This window comes from Bacillus cereus group sp. RP43, assembly GCF_040459645.1.
GTDB classification, from domain to species: domain Bacteria; phylum Bacillota; class Bacilli; order Bacillales; family Bacillaceae_G; genus Bacillus_A; species Bacillus_A mycoides_C.
Genome location: NZ_JARVHQ010000001.1, coordinates 3,648,882 through 3,671,201 on the forward strand (window position 1 = coordinate 3,648,882; position 22,320 = coordinate 3,671,201).

Genomic DNA, 22,320 nt, shown 5'->3' on the forward strand with positions numbered 1-22,320 from the left:
AACACATTAAGACATTCTACCGCAACAAGTATGAAGTATTCCTGAATACGTATTTTTACCTGTCGAAACAACTACAGCCTTTGCATTTCCGTCAACAATATACGTACCTTTGAAACATACATTTTCAAGTTCAAGTGGATTATAGTCTTTCATCCGTTTTAATGGAATAAATCGTTTACGTTCAAGATGATAGCAACTTTCAAATTTCTCAATACTAGCATCATTTCCTGTCAGCATAGATTCATTTACTAATAAATCATTTGCATAAATAATACGTACATCTGCCGGCACTGTATCGCCCTCTGAAAGAAAAATCATATCTCCAGGTACAAGCTCTTGTACTGGTAATTTCATCATTTTTAGTTCACTGTTTAGCCCTGTTACGCTACAGCCAGCTACTCTAGAAACAGTAACTGTTTCACATTGTAATTCATCATGCACATTTTGTTTTGAAAGACCTGGGATCATTCCACTTAGCTTCATCATTACTTCCGCAATACGCGCTCTTTTTGAAGTTAATTCATTTCGACCGTATACTTGAATACGTTTTTGTGCCTCTTTCATAGATAGTCCGTCTCTTGTTGTTTTAAAATACGCAAATACAGATTTTACATCTCTTGTTGCGATTTCAATTAATAGATCTTTATTTTTTTGAAGCATTGTTTGTTCTTTCATTGCTTTTTTACTTAATTTATAAGCAGTGTTACCCACACTTTTATTTACATATAACATATTATCGTCTCCTCCTTTACAACATAGGAAGAAACGCTTTGTTTCTCAATTTATCCACTTTACCGTGAAAGTGTCTAGCGCTTAAATACTCGAATAAACGCTACATTATGATAAATATAGAGGGAGGAACAAGTCGTTTCCTGCCTACATCATATATTTTTGATTTGAAGTATATGGGTAACGGAACCGAGTCAGAATTTGACATGCTCCTCACCTCCTCTTTAATTTTTTAGTTATAATCTATACTATGAAATTACTCATAGCTTGCTAACAAAAAAGACCCTTACTCATAAGAGAGCAAAGGTCATTGCATACACAAATAAGCGATTCCTAATATAATTAGAAATCTACGGACCTCTCCCTCGCCGAGTTTTAGCACTGTATAGCATAGGTTCATTACCAGCTACGTTAAGAAAAACCTTAATTCGATCATTCCTGTTGACCCATTGGCGTCTCTCGACATTTTTGGGCAGTAGCATTTCTCTATACAGGAGCCTCACCTAACAGAGACTTATTTTAATTACATAGAAAATGTTACTCTTATTTAAAATAGATGTCAACACTTTGTATGGAAACTTTTCCTTATTACAACAACTACCTCGAGTTTAGTACACTAATACGCATTCGGCTACATAAAGTGAAGGGCTTTTACGGGCAGTTAATCTCTATCTAACTTCTTTACTCCCGCTGAATTTTGAGATGGGAGTTTTACTGCCCACAAATAGCGGGATAAATTACTTGAGCACATATTGCAAAAAATTAGCACATGAAAAATAAAACCCTTACGTTAAAATGTAAGGGTTTAATATGTTACACAACCAGCAATTACAATTCCGATGGAAAGTGATAAAAACATAAGGAAAAGACCAACTGCTTGATTATCTTCTTCAAGGCTTTTATTAATATTAAAACGTGGTGTAAGCCATTCCGCTAAATAAAAGACAATAATTTGAGCTAATATCCCAACAGCTCCCCATGAAACCATATCAAGAATTGAAATAGAATTAGCAGCCGTTGAATATAAAACGATAGCAAGACCAAGTAGTCTTCCTCCAAGTACATAGCTTACCGCTTTATTCCCTTGAGCCATTAACTTAAATTCCTTAACTTTCGTTGTCACTTCCATAAGAAAAAGACCGATACATAAAAGTCCAAGTGATACTGCTAAATATAGTAAAAAATTAATCATTTATTTTCCTCCTTCTTAATACCTACCGGTAAATAATACGATTCATTTCCCGTAATTTTTTCTCCGGCACGTATACCGATGCTGCTCGCTTTTCCAGCAATTAAAAACGCCCCAAACACATACGACAGCTTCTCAATTCCTTTTTCAGTTTCCAAAAATACAACTGGAAGCTCTGTATATTTCTGAAATATAGGAAGTGACGATTTATACGTTTCATGTGCATTTCGAATCATAATGTTTGTATCCTTATCACGAATCGTAATCGTGTCACCTTCTCTACCGAACGAAGGTTTTTGAACGAAAGGACTTTTCCCAAAAAATAAATCTGGCTCTAAATATGTAGGAAGCATATATTCTTTAATCCACTTTTGTTCCTCACTTGTGTAAAAAACACCTTCTTCTGCTAATCCCCAAATAAGACATTGAATTGATTTTGGCTGAAGTAAAAAGGCCGACAAAGGATTTATAATAAACAGCTTTCCTTCTTTTACAAATTGCAAAAGTTCTACTCCCACCAAATCCCCCGTTTCGGGATCTTGATCTTCAATCAAGTCTTCAATTGGATATGTTTGGCGATACAAAACATCAATTGGTACACCATCTCTATCTACTAAAGTATCGTCTGCAATTCGAAGTTCTGTCATTGGCATCACTTTATTGTCAACATGGCATAGCCCACTCAAATACATAGTCGTATTCCAATCTTCTATATGTTCATGATGAGCTGTGAAAACAACATTTGGATCTTCCATTCCTTTTGTAGCCTCCATTACGGCTTTTGTAATACCGGAAGAAAGTAAGCGCTCTTGATTTGCATTTGGATCATCATAGCCTAATTCTTCACAAACTTTTCCATTCATTTGAAAGCATTCCACAATAAAAGTTGGAGTGTCACTATTAAACTCAAGCATTTTAATACGATTATCCTCTGTTAAAGCAAAATCAAATCGTGAAATAACAGATTCAGGATACATTCCTTTCAGTCTAATAAAAGGCAAGCTTGCAGTTGGAAAACCGAGTTCAAGAAGCTGTTCATTAGATAAATTCCGAAGGATTCTAGCAGTCTTAAAAAATATCTTCCCCATTCGTTCAGTTGCTAATTGCAATTGTTTCATCGTTTGCTCTGTTATTGGAAAAACATGAAACAAACTATACTCACATTCATATAAATCCGACCAGAAATGAGGAGAATTCGAATAAAATTCTTTTCGTTTCTTTATGTATTGCGACATATTTTAACCTCCAAATCCACCTTTTGAACCGCTTCCAATTCCACCTTTAAATTCGGCCGAAGATTGATAAGTTTTAAACTCTGATGAATTTTTGAAGGTAGATTTATTTTGATAGTATTTACCCCCATAAAAGTAATGTCCCCGATAACCTGAACTACTATCATCACACTGCCAAACACCAAGCTCATCATCCCAATCCCAATCAGAACAACTATTATCATTCGGTTCGGGGGGAATATCTTGCGCGCAGCCAAATAAAGTGCCCGTCATTAAAGATGTCAGGACACCACCTACTAGCCATTTCGTTTTTGTCACCTTTGCACTCCCCTTTTTAAATTATATTTCTATTATATAAGATGTCATGATAAAGTAGAAGAAAAAGGAAGAAGAGGGATAAAATGCGATTGGAATATCGGCTCAATGATGAAACTAACGGGTATCCAGCTTTATGGAACTACGCAAATATTTCTAATTCTGAAATTGTCGCGCGCATGACTTGTGAGTATTTCACAAAAGATGGAAATACATATATCGTTACTGCAACTTCAGTAGATCCAGACGGGACAGCAGTATTATATATACAAAAAGAAGTTTTTTTCAACGATCCTTCAGATCCTACATACTCGCACATAGGTTTTGAAATTAGAGAACTAAAGGAAGCAAGCTCAATTATGATAGAAAGTAAAGATGTTTGGAATTACGAGGACATCTTACCCTCTCTCCATTCAGATATTATATATATTCAACGGGATGGAATACATTTGGAATTCACCCTAGATTCAAGAGAAATTGATGAAGACCGCAAATGCTATATTTATTATGGGAACTTTACAGGTAAATCTAGATAACATGAGCATATTTATTCAACAAAAAAACCTTACGTATAAAACGTAAGGTTTTTTATATAGTCCCACATATGCCGTTATCTATAGATGTCCATAAACCTGCTCTCACAGGTGGATGTTCTCACAAATGTTTGTAACTTCCTTCTTAAAAAGATGGCCTGCTATCTACATTTAAATATTGAACTTTCATATTATACTTATTGGTTTAAGACATACACAAGCTACGTACACCGTAGGAATTTTATATACTGTTAGTTGAAATAAGACCCCCGCAAGTGCCGTCTCTCGTAAATGTCCAAAAACCCGCTACTCGCAGGTGGATGCCCTCACAGTTACCGTATATCTTCCTCCACAAGGAAGGCTTGATAATGGTCACTAAATATTGAGCTTCCGTAAAACTAACATCGGTTTTAGACATAAATAAGTTACGCACACCGCAGGATGTATTATTTACTTGTCGTTATATTATCACATTGTTTCCAATGTGTAAAATATAATATTTTTGAAGCAATCTCTTGCTTGTGACCTTATTTTAATACAAATTATTTTTGCATGCAAGTGATTAATCTTCTTCTTTTGCAATTTGATTTTCTGGATAAGAAATCCAATCACTCCAGCTACCTGTATACAATTTAACATTTCGAAAACCAGCTAATGTTAATGCAACTATGTTCGGACACGCTGTAACACCAGAACCACAATATACGATTGTTTCCTTCTCTTTATCAAGATTTTGGAAACGCCCTTGCTGTTCCTCTTCGTTTTTAAAGTGTCCCGATTCTAAAATCCCATCTTTCCAAAAATAGTTTACTGCCGTCGGAATATGCCCTGCCTTCGAATCAACGAGTTCTTCAGCACCAGTATAACGTTTTGGCTCTCTAGAATCAATTAACGTAATATCTGTACCTGCATGAATATTCTCTTTGACCGTGTCCATCGTTACAATCATATTATCTTGTATGTTTGCTTGAAATGTTTTTCGGGCAACAACAGGAATTTCTGCCGTTATACGTAATCCATTCTCTTTCCAAGCTGGTATTCCGCCATCTAATATATACACTTTCTCATGTCCTACATAGTTTAATAACCACCATAAACGAGAGGCGTTTGCACCAGCTTGACTGTCATACGCAATTACTGTCGTATGTTCATCAATACCAGCTTGTGAAAGCTTGTCTGCAAACTCCTCAATATTTGGCAACGGATGGCGGCCACCATGTTCTGCTACAGGACTTGATAAATCTAAATTCAAATCAAAATATAACGCATGAGGAATATGTTCTTCCTCATACTTTTCTTTACCCCAATTAGGATTCGCTAAATCAAAACGACAATCGATTATACGGACATTCTCATCTTCTATATGCTCACGTAACCATTCGACTGTAACTATCATCTTTAACGACCTTCTTTCTCTTGCAAACGACCTACATACTCCATAACCATATCTTTTGTAACAAGTTTACGCTGCAGTGCAACGCCATTTTTTGCAAGATCATTAATTTGCTTTGTTACAACATTAATAACATCAACCGAAAATTCTTTCCCATTTGATGCAAGTGATACCGCCGATTCAATAGCTGCTTCACGCTGCGCATCTAATTGTAAAAATGCTTTTACAATTTCGTTTTGTTTACGAGAATGTGCTGTAATTGCTTTATGTACTTCCATCTTCTCTTCCCCCTAAATAATTTATACTTATGTGTTTAATTTCATTGCAAGCCGAATCATATCACGACATACAATTCCATTTTCAATAATCTCTTCTTCATAATGCTTCGAAAAGTAATCAAAATCAATAGAAAAAATACGAAATCCACATTTTTGATATAACGCAAGTTGTGAAATGCTAGAATTACCTGTACCAACTTCAAGCTTATACATATTATATTCTTTAGCTTTTTCTATTGCATGCAACAATAACTCCTTACCAATACCTTTTCCTTGCATATGTTCTACAACCGCAATATTCATAATTTCCATTGTCCTTGGTCTTGTTTCCAAAAGCACATATACACCGATAATTCTTTCTTCTTGTTTAGCTATATACGTAAACCCTCTCTGTACATATGCATCAATTTGGCTTTCACTTGGATCAGCAAGGAGCAATAAAGATTTCGGTATAGCTTCTTTCGAAATACGCTCAATTACAACAGACATAAAAATTCCCCCTTCCCTATTGTTCTAAACCCCCCTTGTCTACCATAGATAATAGAAAGGAGGGATTCACCATGGACAACAATGAGAAAAAATGCAACGTCATCTCTATTGATGGAAAGAAAAAGAAGAGCGACACATATTCCTATCCAAAATTAGTAGTAGAAAACAAAACGTATGAATTTTCTTCATTCGTCTTATGCGGTGAAACACCAGACGGCAGACGCTTAGTTCTTACCCATATGATTTCTACTGATGAGTTTGCAGGGTTTGTAAAATCTTTAGATACTGTACTACAAAAGAAAATTGAACGAATCTTTTTTTCATAACGGCTATTTAATATAAATTTCTTTTTCAATTTCTACTAACTGCTTTTGTAGCTCTTCTTTACTTTGTTCATATAGTGATACATCAATTGTTTCAGCTAACGCGAATAATATACTTTCATAATAATTCTCAACATCTTGCTGCATCACTTTTTGGAATAGGTTCCATTTTGCATCCCACTCTTGCTTATAATGATGAACGAATAAATCTTCTTCATCAGCTACATAGTTTGATACGAAAGGTTCTAACACTCCTTTAGCGTCTTCTTGCATAAAAGCTTTATCATTTTTTTCAAAAAAGCTTTTTTCATTTTTAAAATGTGCTAGTGCCTTTTTAAAATCTTTTATTTCTATTGAAGGAAACGGCTCTTTATGTGTAATAACTTTATATTCATAATCCACTGTTCCACCCATAGAAATCGATTCATTTTCCACTTTGCAATTCACAACAATTTCATCCTTTGCACGCTTCATCGCTTCATCTATCCATTTTTCAAGACGTAATGATGTCGCACGCATTTCTTGTAATAAATCATGTTGAATAAATGAAACTAATTCCATTACACATTGTTGCAACTGCATCTTCACATTCCCATCTGTTCGTAACGACGCCGGATTAATAAATTCAGTAAACACATCGTTATAGCGTAAAAATAGACGTTGGTGTACATAGTAAAGCAATTCTTTTACTTCATTTTGCATTGCTTGCTCTTCAGCAAGTACACTATATGATGAAATAATATGAAGTAGCTGATTACGCTCTGCTTCATATTTTTTTGTTTGCTTCTCTTTCTCATCATTTCCCTGCTTTGCGCCATTTATCATATTTACAAGAAGCTGATTCGCCCCTTGCAATGCACCATATAAAGCATGCACAGATACAAGCATTAAATCCCGCATCATAAAGGACGTAAATGATTCTTCAAACTTAGTAATCCCAGAGTTTTGTAAAATACCATACTTTTCTTTATCAATACTTTTCCCTTGCTTTTCTTCAAGCGCACATAAACTTGAAATTGCAAATAAACGTGGATTTCTAATACCGTATTGCAGGAGCTGATCCGCAATATAACCTTTTACCATTTCAAGTTCTTCTTCAGATTGTGCTAAATCGGCAGCATTTATTAAGAAGAACATTTTATCAAGTGCAAATGTATCCTTTACACGACCGAGCTGAATTAAAAACTCACGATCTGCACGAGAGAAAACATGATTATAGTATGTTACGAATAAAATAGCATCTGCGTTTTTAATATACTGGAATGCAACATCCGTATGGCGAGCGTTAATAGAATCCGCCCCTGGTGTATCTACAAGAGCTACTCCTTGCCTTGTTAAAGCACAATCATAATAAAGCTCCATATACTCAACAAAGCATGATTTTTCTTCATTAGCTACATAATCAGAGAACTCCTCTAACGTAACTTGTACTTGTTCCCCTAAATGATTAGCAACTACCTCATATCCTTTTTGTACCGCTCGCAAAAAGCTAAATGTTGTTTTTTGCTTCCCGCTTGGTGAAGGGTATTTCATAATTTGATCAATTTTCGTTAACGCTTCTTCCAATGTAGCAATTTCATAGTGAAACATTTTATAAACAGCTTTCATATCTTCTAACAGCGCTTGCTCTGATTTAAACTGGACAATTACCGTTCCATGTTGTTTATCTTCTGTAACTGGCAAAATCTGATTTATTGTTGCTGTCGTTGGGTTTGGCGATACAGGAAGTACCTTTTCACCAAGCAATGCGTTAGCAAATGATGATTTCCCAGCACTAAAAGCTCCAAATAACGCTACTGTAAATTGCTTCGTTTCTACACGCTGTCTTTTTCCAACTACTTCTTGCTGTAGATGTTTCAGTGTAGGCAATGGATCTAATATCGTTTCAGCTTTCTTCACTTTTTCTAATATACGCTGAATATTTAAAGCTTTCGTTCCTTTAATCTCTTCTTCACTAGCCGCTACGTTATCATTTACAATTTCTTGCTCTTGTAGTGTAAACTTCTCACTAACAACTTGTTTTTTACTTTGTAATATTTCGTCTATTTGCAATCCATCTGGTATAGAAACATGTTCATTCCAAATATCTCCTAAATAGCTCTCATATTCCTCATACGTCTTAATATATTGTAATTTCGTTTCTTTTGCTGTTTGTAACATCGTGTATTTTTCAAGTTCTTCTTCAATACGAGCAGTCTCTATCTTCACTTTCTTCTGCAATATATCCGTACTTTTCCCAAAGATTTGCTGAGATTTCATAAAGTATCTTTTCTTTAACTCATTTGCAATGTCAGCAGTATAAAGAAGTAAGTAATCACCGGTAAATCCAGCCCCTTGTTTAATTGTTTCAGCCAACACTTCCGGTCCGAAAGCAATCTCTAACGCATATATGTCTTTCCCTATTTCCTCTGTAAATAACCCTTCTTCTTTTAAGAAGGCTACAATAAATTCTTTCACATGAAAATCAAGTTGCGTTTCAACAGTTTTTTGAAGAGCAGAATAAAAAGCATCTACACGTCTCTGTTTTTCTTGCTCCGTCTTTCCTTTCGCAAATAACAAACCAACTTTAAACTTCGTTAATTTCGTCTCTAAATATTCATTTGCCAATTCTCTCATTTCAAATGGCATTAAATACGCGTTATCTAATATGGCTTGTAAACCTTTTATAAATTCATTTCTCACATCAGATTCTTTACTAGCCGCGCGATTTTTATTTTCAGCTAACTCTTCCTTTTTTTCAACTATCTCTGAAAGTGACAGTGGTGATGTTAATTCTTCTTCATATTTCATGAGATGTTTTTCATTTTCAGAAAGAATAAACGAACAATGTTCTTGCAGTAAATATTCTGTTTCTCGCTCCATTCCCTTTCTTACATACTGCTCTTTTTCTTTCATGATAGAAAAGATTAATGCTTCTAAACTTTGAATTTCATTGTATGGATGATTCATCATTCGCAATGATGTATAAAAAATACCATCTACTTCAATATCCCAGTTAGAAAAAGACTGTTTTACACTATCTCTATACTCTTCAAACGATAACTCATTTGCTTTATGTTTATCTATTTGGTTTACAACGAGGTAAACCGTTTTATTACGTTGTTTCAATTCTTTAACAAATTGTAAGTTAACCTCTGATTGGACATGGTTATAATCCATCATATAGAAAATAACATCTGCAAGATGGAGTGTTGATTCTGTCGCTAATTGGTGAGCATCGTCTGTAGAATCAATTCCTGGCGTATCAACCAGCATAACTCCGTCAGGAATTGGTGCATCATTTCGATAAATATGAACACCAATTACTTCATCACCGTCTTTACATATTTGTTTTAATTCTTCTGCTGAATATGCGCCGTCATATTCATACTGTTCTCCAGACTTAATCGTTACAACAACGCGATCAGATCCTCTTTCAATTTTAACGACGTTAGCACTCGTTGGAATCGGACTTGTCGGTAATAATTGCGCTTTATATAGGTGATTCATCATTGTCGATTTCCCCGCAGAAAAATGACCACAAAAAGCTAGCATAAGCTGCTCTTGTTTATATTTTTGAATCACTTCAAACAACTTTAAACTATTCTCTGCATCGCCGTTTTTTTGCCACTCTTCATAAAAACAAACAAGTTTTTTCATACCGTTTGTCTGTACTATGTTTGTCATCCCCTTGTTCCCCTTTATCCAAGATGTATATACTTTATCCCGCTATTTGTGGCAGTAAAAGCCTGTTTCGCGCGGGCTAATAATCAGTGAGAGATAGACCTCCCCGCTGATTAAAGTTTCACTTTATTATCATACTAAATTTTCAGCATATTCACATCAAAAATAAAAAATCCCTTTCATTCTTTTTACAAATGAAAGGGATTTTATGTAATATTATTCATTTTGTTGTTCCTACTCCATTTAATACATACTTTGTAACACCAATATATATAGCAATTGTTCCTGCAACAAGTGCATACACCATATTAACACACCAACCTTTTTGATAATGATTATCACTTTTGAATACATTTTATCATTAAAGAGAATCATTATCAACATTTTTCTAAAAAAGAAAGCTCCTTCGGGAAAAGGAGCTTTACTGCCTGTTTTAAAGAAGTTTAAAACTTGCTGTGCAACCTTATTATATCTCATATTGCACATCTTAACAGTTTTAAAAATTGGAAATACCCTCTATCCCCTTCCTCTTACATTTTGTATAATAAAAGGGATTTACTTAATAAGGAGGGAAATAATGACACAAAATCTCACACAAGGCGAGAGGATACACTCAATTGATATCATTAGAGGAATAGCTGTACTCGGTATTTTTCTTGTTAACTGGCCAGTTATTGCCGGAGTTGACTCAAGTGAAATTTCAGGGATTTACGAAGGAGTAGACAGCTACATCCGCCTATTTTACGATATGTTTATTCAAACGAAATTTTATACTATTTTTTCGTTTTTATTCGGATTAGGTTTTTATATCTTTATGAATCGTGCTGAGGCGAAAACAGATCGTCCAAAAACTTTGTTTGTTCGCCGTCTTCTCATTTTATTATTGTTTGGTTTCTTGCATTACGTTCTTTTATGGGATGGAGACATTTTACATAGTTATGCAATCGCTGGATTTTTCTTATTGTTATTTTATAAGAGAGAACCTCGTACTATTTTGATTTGGGCATTAGTTTTACTAAGCATTTTTCAATTTTTAATGCTAATTACTAGCATTGGAATTGCCTTAATGCCAAGAGATGAGCTAGGACTCTCTTTACCAATCATGCCATTAGAGGACTGGATGTTACAAATACAAAATCGTTTCCATGCGTTTTATTCTGAAGCAATTGGGCTAAGTGCATTCATGCTTCCAGAAACAGTTGGATTATTTTTGCTTGGTTTATATGCTGGCAAAAAAGATATTTTCCGCCGCTCAAAAGAATTAGATCCAAAACTAAAAAAATGGCAAATTATTATGTTCGTTTTAACATTACCAATGTGGTTCTTTATGGTTCGTTATTTCTTGTCAAAACAACCTTATGATCCGATTTACATGAGTGCCTTTACAATGTTTAGCGGAAAAACATTGTTCATCTTCTACATTTTCACACTCATGCGCTTATTACAAAAAGAAAGATGGCAAAAATTATTACGTCCATTCCAATATGTCGGACGAATGGCGTTAACAAATTACATCACGCATACAATTGTTACGTTACTTGTATTCGGTCTATTTTGCAAAAATTATTATCCCGCTCCATTATGGGTCGGACCACTATTTTGCATCGGTTTCTACACGCTACAAATCTTCATTAGCCGCTGGTGGCTTTCTCGTTATCAATACGGGCCACTTGAATACATTTGGCGCCTTGGTACGTACGGTAAGATGATGCCACTTAAAAAGAAAAGCAAGGTCTCTTAATGAGACCTTGCTTTTTTACGCTTCTCTTACTGCACTTTGCATGGGAACTGGCTCTTCTTTTACTTTCACTTTACGCTGCGGCACCATATTAAATACAATATTTAAAAGTACTGCTGATGCACTTCCAAGTACAATTCCGTTATCAGTTAAAATACGAATGTTTTCCGGAAGCTGTGAGAATAACGTTGGAACGACTGTAACACCAAGTCCGATTCCGACAGAACATGCAACGATTAATAAATTCTCTTGTTTTCCAAAATCAACACTGCTTAACATTTTAATGCCATACGCCATTACCATCCCAAACATTGCTAACATCGCACCGCCAAGTACTGATTTCGGAATAATTGTTGTAATGGCTGCGATTTTAGGAATAAACCCAAGAGCAATTAACATACCACCACAAGTATAGATAATAACGCGATTTCTTACTCCAGTTAATTGAACAAGGCCTACGTTTTGAGAATATGTTGTGTATGGAAATGCGTTAAAAATACCACCTAGAACCATTGCTAATCCTTCTGCGCGATAACCTTTTGTTAATTCTTTTTCACCGATCTTTTTATTGCAAATATCAGATAATGCAAAATATACACCTGTTGCTTCCACAATTCCTACGCAAGCAACGAGAATCATCGTAATAATTGGCGTTAATTCAAATGTTGGTGTACCGAAGTAAAACGGCTGAATACCGTGGAACCAATCTGCCTCTCCAACCGCTTGCAAGCTTACTTTCCCCATAAATGCTGCAACGATTGTACCGAACAAAAGACCAAGTAATATAGAGATTGAACGGATAAATCCGTCAAAGAAACGATACATAATAATGATAAATAATAAAACACCAAATGCTAAAGCTAAATTTTCTAAACTTCCAAAATCTTTGCTTCCAACTCCTCCAGCCATATCATTAATAGCTGCCGGAACAAGTGTAACCCCAATGACTGTAACGACAGATCCTGTTACAACAGGAGGAAACAGTTTTACAAGTTTCCCAAATAATTTCGCGAAAATAACAACAAATAATCCCGCTGCAATAATTGCTCCATATATAGAGGACACGCCGTATTGTTTACCAATTGCAATCATCGGTCCAACCGCTGTAAATGTACAACCAAGTACAACCGGAAGCCCAATACCGAAAAAGCGATTTGATAATGCTTGTAAAATCGTTGCTACGCCGCACATTAATAAGTCAATCGATACTAAATACGTTAATTCTTGTTGATTTAAACCAAGTCCCCCACCAACAATAAGCGGAACAATAATTGCGCCAGCATACATAGCAAGCATGTGCTGAATGCCCAGCGATGCAATTTTAAATGGATGCTGCTTCATCGTTAGTTCACCTCCGCAGTTTCTTGCTGTACAAATGTAACTGTGCCGTTATCAAGTGATGCAATTTCTGCTAGTGATTCAACACGAACTCCCTGTTCACGCAGTTTCTTTCCTCCATCTTGAAATGCTTTTTCAATAACAATGCCAATTCCCGCAATACTTGCCTCGGCTTGCTCTACTAAACTCATTAAACCTAAAGCAGCCTGACCATTTGCTAAAAAGTCATCAATAATTAATACATGATCATTTTCATCAATATGATTTCGAGATAATGAAATCTCGTTCGTTTCTTGTTTTGTAAATGAGTATACTTTCGCAACATACATATTATCTTGTAACGTTAACGATTTACGCTTTCTTGCAAAAACTACTTTTACACCAAGCTCTAGAGCAGCCATAACCGCTGGCGCAATGCCTGAAGATTCAATCGTCACGATTTTTGTAATGTTCTCTTCTTTAAAACGCTTAGCAAATTCTTTTCCGATTTCTTGCATAAGTACTGGATCAATTTGATGATTTAAAAATGCATCTACCTTTAATACATCACCAGATAAAACCTTTCCTTCGTTCAAAATCTTTTCTTGTAATACTTTCATGTTAGTTCCTCCTCTTATGCAAATAAAAAACTCCAAAAGCCGCCACCACTCGTTACAAGTGAGAGACGTGCTTTTGGAGTTTCGCAAAAAAGAATGCTAAACAAGCAAATATATTCGTCCTCACTCATAGTCAAAGTATTTACGGTACTTCGGTAGAAACTTGCAGGCCATATCCCCGCGATTATATGAGTGTAGCTAACTTATTTATTTATAGAAGGATTATAACGCACTTTTTTCACTTTGAAAAGCATTTATCGAAAAAACACGTACGAATTTTATGAAAACACCGTTTTTGTTCGAGTTTTTCAAACTTTCACATTTCATATTACAACGTCGTTAATATGATAGGACCATCCTTCGTAATCGCAATTGTATGCTCATATTGTGCAGATAATTTCCCATCCATCGTCCGTGCAGTCCATCCGTTTAAATCTACTTTAGAATATCGCATACCGGCATTTACAATAGGTTCAATTGTAATTACCATTCCTTCTTGTAATTCTGGTCCTTGCCTTGGCTTACCAAAATGAAAAATTGCTGGTTCCTCATGAATTTCTTTACCAATTCCGTGTCCCGTAAAGTCTCTTGCAACAGAAAACCCTTCAGAGGCTACATAACTTTCAATTGCGTGTCCAATATCTCCAACATGGTTACCACTTATTGCTTGCTCAATCCCTTTATATAAAGCTCTCTCTGCTACTAACAATAACCTTTTTGCTTCATCAGAAATATCTCCAACTATATACGTCCATGCAGAATCCGAAAGCGCACCATTTAAGTTTACTACCATGTCAATTGTCACAATATCTCCTTCACTTAAAGGAACATCTGTTGGAAACCCATGACACATTTCATTGTTCACAGATGCACATATTGCGTATGGATAATCGTTATACCCTTTCTGTTCGGATCTGGCACCATGCTCTTCTAAATATGCTTCAACAAACGTATCAATTTCTTGTGTAGTGATACCTGGTTTCATCATTTTTGCAATTTCTCTATGGCAGGAAGCTAGTAACTTCCCAGATTCATGCATCAAATCTATTTCATTTTTCGTTTTAATTGTAATCATACTACCTCTCCTTACTAAACTTGCTATTTGCTACTAAACTTCAATCATACACATCCTCTTCCAAAATTTCAAAACTTCTAATTACAACAAGTACAAAAACAAACATCATTTATTTCTACATCAAAATAAAAAAACAGAAGCCCCCTTCTGTTTCTTAATCATTTTTACATATATAGTTCATTTTCAAAAACTCAAAGCAACTGCCATTCGTTTTTTGAATAAAAGTCCCAACTGCTTCGAACCCTACTTTTTTATATACTTTGATTGCCCTTTCATTAAATGCGGCTACCGATAATGTTATATAGTCACAGTTATATTTTTCTTTACTAAAGTCTAATCCAGCTTTTACGAACTGTAAACCTAATCCATTGCCTGTTATATCCGGTCTCATTCCAAGTCCTATATCAATCGTTTGATTATTTATTTTACAAAAACTAAAGAAGCCAATTATACTATCGTTTTCTTTCACGACAAATGTAGTATTTCCTCTCATATGAGCATTTAAAAACTCCACTAAATCTTCTTGATCTGCCTCTATATCATAAAAAGAATACTCCCCTTCATAATGCCAGTTGTATGCAATTTCTTCTGCTTCCGCTTGCGACATTACTGTAAACATATAGCCCATTTCTCTCACTCCCTCATAAAAAAAAGCTGCAATTAAGCAGCTCCTGTTTTATAACTCATAAATCTCTTTATATTTAGCTTCTAAATAATCAGCTAAGTAGTTTGCATTTAAACCTTCACCTGTCACATCTTTTAAAATTTCAAGTGGTTTTTTCGTTTTGCCATATTGGTGAATATTCTCTGTTAACCATTCACGAATTGGTGTCACGTTTCCTTCTTCTAATAATGCATCAAAGTTTGGAATATCCTTTAGCATCCTATGTTTAAATTGCGCTGCATACATATAACCAAGCGCATAAGATGGGAAATATCCAAATGAACCACCAGCCCAGTGAACGTCTTGTAATACACCTTGTGCATCATTCTCTGGACGAATACCTAAATAAGTTTCCATCTTATCATTCCATGCCGCTGGTAAGTCCTTTACTTGCAATGTGCCATCAAATAATTCTTTCTCCAGCTCATAGCGAACCATAACATGAAGCGGATATGTAAGTTCATCTGCTTCTATACGGATAAAGGATGGTTTTGACTCATTAATCGCATCGTAAAACTCGTCTACTGATACGCCGTCAAATTGATCGTCACTATATCGCTTTAACAAATCATAGTTTTTCTTCCAGAACGACTTATTACGGCCAATGAAGTTTTCAAAGAATAACGATTGTGACTCGTGAATTCCCATTGATGTTCCACTGCAAAGCGGTGTTCCTTCTAGTTCCTCTGCAACATTTTGCTCATATACAGCATGACCACATTCATGAATCGTGCCGAAAACAGCCATACGGAAGTCTTTCTCATCGTAACGAGTCGTAATACGAACATCCCCTCTATTTAATGTAATTTCAAAAGGATGTACCGTTTCATCAAGACGACCCGCTTCAAAGTTATAGTTCAATTGTTTTAATAACTCTAAAGTAAAATTCTTTTGTTTTTCTTTTGAAAAATGTTCGGATAAAGCATTTGTTTTTAATTCTTTTTTAGACTCAGAAATTTCTTTCACAAGCGGAACGATACGTTCACGTAGTTGACCAAATACATGATCTAACACTTCTACTGTGATTCCCGGCTCATACATGTCTAATAGCGTGTTATATTTATACGTTTCGTAACCCCAATATGTAATAAACTTCTTTTTAAATTCAACAATTTTTTCTAAATACGGACGGAACATTTCGAAATCAGATTTTTCGCGAGCTTCTTCCCATACACTTTCCGCTTTCGCTTCTAATTTCACATACGCTTCATATTCCGCTTGTGGAATTTTCTTATTTCTATCATATTCTTTACGACACTCTTCAACCATTTTCTTTGTCGTTTCAGAAAGTTTATTTTCAACAATTAAAGATTCTAGTTCAGTTAAATAGTTCCCCATCTCATCTGAAGTCGACATCGCAAACACTTCGGATGAAAGCATTCCAATTACTTCTGAACGCTGGTCTACTCCTTGCTTTGGTGCACCTGTTCTTAAATCCCAAAACATTAAGCTTAATGCTTCTCCGTAATTCTCTATCTTCTTCACATATGTTAAAAATTGTTTTTCCACTTCATATGTAGCAACTGTCATAGTATAAAAAACCTCCTTTTTCTACCTCAAACTTATTTCGACACTGAAACATAAATTCCTTTTCTAATAGAAAAAAAGCTTGGCAACTGCCAAACTTTTCCCTACAACATTTTTCACTTAAAGTACTTTTCCTTCTACCGGAAGTACTTTCTTCACTGCTTCTATCACTTTTTCATCTTCATTATCTGATAAGAATAATGATATAGCACCTTTATCTTCACTTGTACGAATTAAACGTCCAATCCCTTGGCGAAGACGTAAAATCATATAAGGCACATCTACGTCCCAGAATGGATCATTCACATGTTTACGCTTCGCCTCAAACACAGGATCGTTTGGAGGGAATGGTAATGACCAAATAATAACATGTGATAATGATGAACCTGGAATGTCTAAACCTTCCCATAAATGAACGGCACAAAGTACAGTCTCTTCTTCATTTTGGAAACGAGAAACGAGCTGACTAATTTCTTGATCTCCTTCATATAGGAACGGAACTGACATTTGCTCTTTACTTACATATTCTTTAAACGCTGCAAGTTCTTGCGTTGTACGGAATAATACGAGTGTACGTCCATTTGTTTTTTGTATATTTTCAAGTGTATATTGACACTTTCTTTCCCATTCATTTTCTTTCGTATACGGAAGTAAGTTTACTGTCATTTGCTCTTCATAATCAAACGGCGAAGCAACTGAGAATGATAAGTAATCTTTTACCCCTAGACTATTCGCAGTAAATGCGAACGAATCATTGTCAGATAATGTCGCAGAAGAGAAAATATACGGAATCTTCTTCGAGAATACTTTTTCTTGTAACACTTCTTCAACTGCACGCGGCATAATAACTAACGTGAAGGTACCATCACCTTCTTCACCCCACGTAATTACATTTTTCTCGTGCATGAAAAGACGAAGTGAATGCTCTAACACATCTAAATGCTCATCAACGATATTTAAATCGTATGTGTTTACTGTATGCATTTCGCTTTCAAATACTAATGCGTCACCAACTTCACCGATTTTTGCGTAAAGTCTATTCGCTTCAGCAGTTACCTTTTCTGTTACAGTAATTTCTAAACGATCAGAACCTTCAATTTCCTTTTTATTCTCTTGTAGTACCTCAAAGAATCGTTCAGTTTGCCAAATTGTTTCTTCTACTAAATGTGCAAACTCTTCACGAATATCGTTTTGTAACAATCTCGTTAAAAGTTGTTCCATCATCGTTTGCTTTAAACGATATGTTAAAGCCTTTTGCGCTGCATACTCTACAAGATGCCCTTCATCAAATACAACACAGCTACTTTCAGGTAACAATGGAATTTGCCCTTCACGTTTACGTGCATCATATGTCCAAATATGATCCATATAGAAGTCTTGAGAACAAATAATTAAATCTGCAGCTTTACGATAATGTTCACGAGAAAGTGTTTGACCACAACGATGACGAGAATCACAAGTGAAGCAATCTTGGAAGTAATCCCAATTTACCTTTGACCATTCCTCGTCATTTAACAGTGGAAATTCTTTTCGATCACCATAGTGAGTAAAGTTCTGCATCGTACCATGATCGAATACGAACTGAGGTAATTCGTAATATACATCTTCAATTACTTCTGGAGCTCGTCCACTCATAACATCTTCAAGTTTACGTAAACATAAATAATTATCCATTGATTTCGCAAGTCTAACATCAACAGATAGCCCTAAAGCTTCAGATAACTTAGCAATGTCTCCTTCTTCTTTCACAAGCTGCTCAATTAACGTTTCATCTGCACAAGCGATAATAGCTGGCTTCCCTGTATAACGTGCATAACAAATTGCATATAGAAGATATACAATTGTTTTCCCTGTTCCTACACCTGCTTCTGCAAACATAACTTTCTTCTCTTGGAAAGCGCGCTCTAACTGAAACGCCATAAAAATCTGTTCATCACGCTCTTCAAAGCCTTTTTCCGGAAGGATGTCGTAAAACACATCTCCAATCCACTCATTCAACTTATCATAAAAATTATCTTGTTTTCCTACTTCAAATGGTAACCTATTCTCAGTAAACATCCTTAGCCTCCAACCAAACAGTTTTTCTATAAAAAGATATAGCAACTGCTACTCACATGTATGCAGTTGCTTTCCCCTGTTGCCATACATAGAAATACACGAAAAAAAATTTTCCTTTCGAAAAAGGAAAATTTTTTTCTATATTAATGACTTTAAATAACGTTTATCAATCGCTGTTTCATGTGAAAGAGCTGACAAATATTCTTCCTGCGCTTTTTGTATTTCATCTACAATCGCACCTTGACTATCCACTTCTTTTCCGAGCTCATCATACGTACGGTGAATAGCTTTTTGAATCATTGATAATTGGAAACTATCCATATCACTTCCTCCTTTACGCATTACATAATAGCCAGTATATGCGCGCTGGAGGAGTTTTATACTACGAATTACGCGGTGGACGTTTTCCGAAGTATTGATAGTAATCTGTACGGATAAATCCGTTAAAGAGTTTACGCTTTTTCGATGCATCTTTTCCGTAACACTTCTCAAATGCTTCATAACTTGTTAATAAATACATTGACCACGTATCTAATGGGCGGAATACCTCTCCCATTTCTTTATATAATTTTTCAACAAGCGCTCTTTCACTTAAACGTTCTCCGTATGGAGGATTCGTTACAACATAGCCATATTCCTCTTTTGTCGTGAAATCTTTTACTTGCATTTGTTTAAATGATATAAGATCCCCTAATCCAACTTCTTCTGCGTTATCTTGGGCAACTCTTATCATACGGTGATCGATATCTGATCCAATGATTTGCAATGGTTGATTATAATTTGCTAAATCTTCAGCTTCTTGACGAGCTTCACGCCAATTTTGTTTACCAACCCAGCCCCATTCATCCGATGCAAAGCCTCGGTTAAATCCTGGTGCGATATTTTGTCCAATTAATGCAGCTTCAATTGGAATCGTACCAGATCCACAGAAAGGATCAACGAAAGGACGATCCGGCTTCCAGTTTGTTAACTTAATTAAAGACGCAGCTAATGTTTCTTTTAAAGGCGCTTCACCTTGCTCAAGACGGTATCCACGTTTATGGAGACCTACACCACTCGCATCGATTGTTAACGTTGCAATATCCTTGAGCATTGCAATTTCAATACGGAATAACGGACCATCTTCTTCAAACCAAGTTGTGCGTCTATACGTTGTTTTTAATTTCTCAACAACAGCCTTTTTAACAATACGTTGGCAGTCTGAAACGCTAAATAATGTTGATTTCAAAGATTTCCCAATAACAGGGAATTCACCGTTCTCTGGAATATAATCTCCCCAGTTTAACGCTTTTGTTTTTTCAAATAACTCATCGAATGTTGTTGCTTTAAATTCGCCGACTTTAATTTTCACACGGTCTGCAGTACGTAACCATAAATTCGTACGACAGATCGCTTTTTCATCCGCTTCAAACGTTACCTTTCCGTTTTCCACTTCACATTCATAACCAAGATCGCGAACTTCTCGGGCAACTAACGCTTCAATACCCATTGCCGCTGTTGCAATTAAAGTAACTTTTCCCATTTGCATTCACCTCTTATGTATAATCAAACAATAATTAATAACATGTTGTCCTATTAATTATCACATATTATGAAGAATATTCTCACTTACCATTTTAACTCACAACTTATAACTTCATACAAATAAAAAGCCCTCCTCTAACAAAGGAGAGCTGAGTTATTTCATAGTTGGTTCATAACGTTCTGTAAGCCATGTTCTGTTCCTTTGTACTGCAAACGGCCCACGCCTCGTACTCCGGTGGTAATCATCTATCTACAGGTTACGAAAACCTGTCCTTTTCCGTCGTTCATTTCCTTGGAAAAGATTCCCCTACCATTATTTGGGTTTCTCGCTCGTGGGGTTTACCTCGTTCCACTCCTATCATTTCTTCAAGGACTTCGTCACTGTGGCACTTTAAAGGTAGTCAAACCATATCCGAAAGGACTTAGGTTTTTTCCCTGCCGTTAAACCAGCTTTGCAGCCAGAATACCCTAGCTTATGACTTGGCTAGGCACGAACACTACAGCCATCTCAGGCCGTGCGAGCATGGACTTTCCTCTACAACGTTGGCGTTGCAGCGATTACCCAAACGTTATGACAAACATTAGTATAGTGGAAACAAAAAGATTTTGCAATGTTTTTTTCTATGTAAAATACTTTAACCTTTTTGTTACCTTAATTTATTCGTATAACTTACTTCCAAATACAGCTTTTTCTAAATTAGATAGACGTTTTAAAATATCTGTATTCGTATTGTTATACACTGGTTGTGCAACTGGTGTTTGTACCGGTTGTTGCGGAACTTGTGTTGCCGCTACTTTCTGCTCTTCTAATTCACGTTTCAAACGAACGTTTTGTTGTTTTAATTGATCAAATTCCTTATGAAAAGCTTCATAATCTTTAATAATCATATCAAGAAACTTATCTACTTCTTCTTGTTGATAACCTCTCATACCTGTTTTAAATTCTTTTTCTAAAATATCTTTCGCTGTTAATTTAATTTTATCCGAAATCATTTTCTTCACCTCAAATTTTTGCCAAAGCTTTCATTAACTAAATTTTTTCAGAAACAATGCCTTTTGTCAATCAAATATACGAGTACTATATTACATATTACTCTGCATTATTCCACTGTTCCTCTTCCATTATATCTTGTAAATCAGAAAAAAGAATGAAATAACTGTGATAATTTTCTATTTCTCCTTTTTTCTTAGCTGCTTCTACAATATATTTAGGGCTCCCAGGCTTTTCTTCATCATATACAGCTAAAAGTGCATCGCTTTTTTCAATAAAAAATTGATTCTTTAATTTAAATTGCTCTGGGCTTTCGTACTTCCGTTTCGTAATACTATCAATGTGATCTGCTTGCGAAAGAATAAATTCGTAATATTCACGATTATCTTCCTTCCAATTTTCTTCTTGTTCTAAAAAAGGAGTAAATACTGCTAATTTTAAATCTGGATATTCTACTTGAATCTCAAAAACAACTTCAGCAGCCCATAACTCGACTCCTAATTGACCACTTATAATAACCCATTCCAAACCTTCTTCTACAAAAGCAGTTAATTTGCGATGCAACGCCTTTTTTATAAAATCTACTCCTGGATGATCATTTTTAAATATTCCAAGTTCAAATGGCTTATATCCTGTTACAGCAACAACTTTCATATCAACACTCC

The 22,320-nt window shown here is 35.5% G+C and carries 21 protein-coding genes, 3 other RNA genes and 2 riboswitches; of the genes, 3 read left to right on the top strand and 21 right to left on the bottom strand.

The features are described from left to right. Positions 1–6 precede the first annotated feature (6 nt). From QCI75_RS18965 to QCI75_RS18980, 4 genes are all read right to left on the bottom strand, one after another. Positions 7–732, bottom strand: coding sequence for a P-type ATPase actuator domain-containing protein (locus QCI75_RS18965; protein ID WP_144504769.1), 726 nt, complete (start codon positions 730–732; stop codon positions 7–9). Between the two features lie 349 nt (positions 733–1,081). Continuing rightward, a riboswitch (M-box (ykoK) riboswitch) is annotated at positions 1,082–1,247 on the bottom strand. A 287-nt stretch (positions 1,248–1,534) separates the two neighbouring features. Further along, positions 1,535–1,921 carry a DUF350 domain-containing protein gene (locus QCI75_RS18970; protein ID WP_098776818.1) on the bottom strand — a complete coding sequence of 129 codons (387 nt, stop codon included), beginning with the start codon at positions 1,919–1,921 and terminating at the stop codon, positions 1,535–1,537. After that, entirely contained in the window at positions 1,918–3,153 is a 1,236-nt protein-coding gene (locus QCI75_RS18975; protein WP_353761021.1) for a glutathionylspermidine synthase family protein, read from the bottom strand. Before QCI75_RS18975 ends, QCI75_RS18970 begins: the two co-directional genes overlap by 4 nt. A gap of 3 nt (positions 3,154–3,156) precedes the next feature. Continuing rightward, a complete protein-coding gene (locus QCI75_RS18980; RefSeq protein WP_070141568.1) occupies positions 3,157–3,468 on the bottom strand; it encodes a hypothetical protein in 312 nt (103 codons plus the stop codon). A gap of 83 nt (positions 3,469–3,551) precedes the next feature. Here QCI75_RS18980 and QCI75_RS18985 point away from each other — a divergent pair, with 83 nt between their 5' ends. Beyond that, the gene (locus tag QCI75_RS18985; protein ID WP_144504775.1) at positions 3,552–4,001 is read left to right on the top strand and encodes a hypothetical protein; all 450 of its coding nucleotides are present in this window, start codon (positions 3,552–3,554) and stop codon (positions 3,999–4,001) included. Positions 4,002–4,056: 55 nt separating this feature from the next. Here the strand turns inward: QCI75_RS18985 and ssrS (QCI75_RS18990) are convergent. From ssrS (QCI75_RS18990) to QCI75_RS19010, 5 genes are all read right to left on the bottom strand, one after another. Beyond that, a non-coding RNA gene (gene ssrS, locus QCI75_RS18990) (6S RNA) lies at positions 4,057–4,240 on the bottom strand. 21 nt (positions 4,241–4,261) lie between these two features. Beyond that, positions 4,262–4,444, bottom strand: a non-coding RNA gene (ssrS, locus tag QCI75_RS18995) — 6S RNA. Positions 4,445–4,560: 116 nt separating this feature from the next. Further along, the gene (locus QCI75_RS19000; protein ID WP_353761022.1) at positions 4,561–5,394 is read right to left on the bottom strand and encodes a sulfurtransferase; all 834 of its coding nucleotides are present in this window, start codon (positions 5,392–5,394) and stop codon (positions 4,561–4,563) included. A gap of 2 nt (positions 5,395–5,396) precedes the next feature. Beyond that, the gene (locus QCI75_RS19005) at positions 5,397–5,669 is read right to left on the bottom strand and encodes a YpbS family protein (protein ID WP_070141565.1); all 273 of its coding nucleotides are present in this window, start codon (positions 5,667–5,669) and stop codon (positions 5,397–5,399) included. Between the two features lie 27 nt (positions 5,670–5,696). Continuing rightward, entirely contained in the window at positions 5,697–6,158 is a 462-nt protein-coding gene (locus QCI75_RS19010) for a GNAT family N-acetyltransferase (RefSeq protein WP_353761023.1), read from the bottom strand. Between the two features lie 71 nt (positions 6,159–6,229). Between QCI75_RS19010 and QCI75_RS19015 the strand changes: the two genes are divergently transcribed. Then, on the top strand, positions 6,230–6,484 hold the full coding sequence (locus tag QCI75_RS19015; RefSeq protein ID WP_000369740.1) for a DUF3931 domain-containing protein: 255 nt from the start codon (positions 6,230–6,232) through the stop codon (positions 6,482–6,484). 3 nt (positions 6,485–6,487) lie between these two features. Here the strand turns inward: QCI75_RS19015 and QCI75_RS19020 are convergent, their stop codons facing one another. Then, a complete protein-coding gene (locus QCI75_RS19020; RefSeq protein ID WP_353761024.1) occupies positions 6,488–10,147 on the bottom strand; it encodes a dynamin family protein in 3,660 nt (1,219 codons plus the stop codon). Between the two features lie 574 nt (positions 10,148–10,721). Between QCI75_RS19020 and QCI75_RS19025 the strand changes: the two genes are divergently transcribed. Beyond that, complete coding sequence (locus QCI75_RS19025) at positions 10,722–11,885, top strand: DUF418 domain-containing protein (RefSeq protein ID WP_144504783.1); 1,164 nt, start codon at positions 10,722–10,724, stop codon at positions 11,883–11,885. A gap of 15 nt (positions 11,886–11,900) precedes the next feature. On the opposite strand, the gene pbuX is transcribed toward QCI75_RS19025, so the two are convergent. The 11 genes from pbuX to QCI75_RS19080 form a co-directional block, all read right to left on the bottom strand. Beyond that, complete coding sequence (gene pbuX, locus QCI75_RS19030; protein ID WP_002135328.1) at positions 11,901–13,223, bottom strand: xanthine permease PbuX; 1,323 nt, start codon at positions 13,221–13,223, stop codon at positions 11,901–11,903. 2 nt (positions 13,224–13,225) lie between these two features. Then, positions 13,226–13,819 (bottom strand): xanthine phosphoribosyltransferase, encoded by a 594-nt coding sequence (locus QCI75_RS19035; RefSeq protein WP_070141561.1) that lies wholly within the window; start codon positions 13,817–13,819, stop codon positions 13,226–13,228. Between the two features lie 107 nt (positions 13,820–13,926). Continuing rightward, positions 13,927–14,028: riboswitch (purine riboswitch) on the bottom strand. 116 nt (positions 14,029–14,144) lie between these two features. Continuing rightward, a complete protein-coding gene (locus tag QCI75_RS19040) occupies positions 14,145–14,891 on the bottom strand; it encodes a type I methionyl aminopeptidase (RefSeq protein WP_144504785.1) in 747 nt (248 codons plus the stop codon). 154 nt (positions 14,892–15,045) lie between these two features. Next, the gene (locus QCI75_RS19045; RefSeq protein ID WP_144504787.1) at positions 15,046–15,519 is read right to left on the bottom strand and encodes a GNAT family N-acetyltransferase; all 474 of its coding nucleotides are present in this window, start codon (positions 15,517–15,519) and stop codon (positions 15,046–15,048) included. A gap of 48 nt (positions 15,520–15,567) precedes the next feature. Next, positions 15,568–17,085 (bottom strand): carboxypeptidase, encoded by a 1,518-nt coding sequence (ypwA, locus tag QCI75_RS19050; protein ID WP_144504789.1) that lies wholly within the window; start codon positions 17,083–17,085, stop codon positions 15,568–15,570. A 117-nt stretch (positions 17,086–17,202) separates the two neighbouring features. After that, positions 17,203–19,140 (bottom strand): ATP-dependent DNA helicase, encoded by a 1,938-nt coding sequence (locus QCI75_RS19055; protein ID WP_098776805.1) that lies wholly within the window; start codon positions 19,138–19,140, stop codon positions 17,203–17,205. A gap of 138 nt (positions 19,141–19,278) precedes the next feature. Further along, on the bottom strand, positions 19,279–19,461 hold the full coding sequence (locus tag QCI75_RS19060; RefSeq protein WP_000376895.1) for a DUF3921 domain-containing protein: 183 nt from the start codon (positions 19,459–19,461) through the stop codon (positions 19,279–19,281). Between the two features lie 61 nt (positions 19,462–19,522). Beyond that, a complete protein-coding gene (locus QCI75_RS19065) occupies positions 19,523–20,662 on the bottom strand; it encodes a THUMP domain-containing class I SAM-dependent RNA methyltransferase (protein ID WP_002117767.1) in 1,140 nt (379 codons plus the stop codon). A gap of 180 nt (positions 20,663–20,842) precedes the next feature. Next, positions 20,843–21,234, bottom strand: an RNA gene (gene rnpB / locus QCI75_RS19070) — RNase P RNA component class B. A gap of 87 nt (positions 21,235–21,321) precedes the next feature. Then, positions 21,322–21,657 (bottom strand): cell division regulator GpsB, encoded by a 336-nt coding sequence (gene gpsB / locus QCI75_RS19075; protein ID WP_000622428.1) that lies wholly within the window; start codon positions 21,655–21,657, stop codon positions 21,322–21,324. 97 nt (positions 21,658–21,754) lie between these two features. Then, a complete protein-coding gene (locus QCI75_RS19080; RefSeq protein WP_144504791.1) occupies positions 21,755–22,309 on the bottom strand; it encodes an SLOG family protein in 555 nt (184 codons plus the stop codon). Between the last annotated feature and the right edge of the window lie 11 nt (positions 22,310–22,320).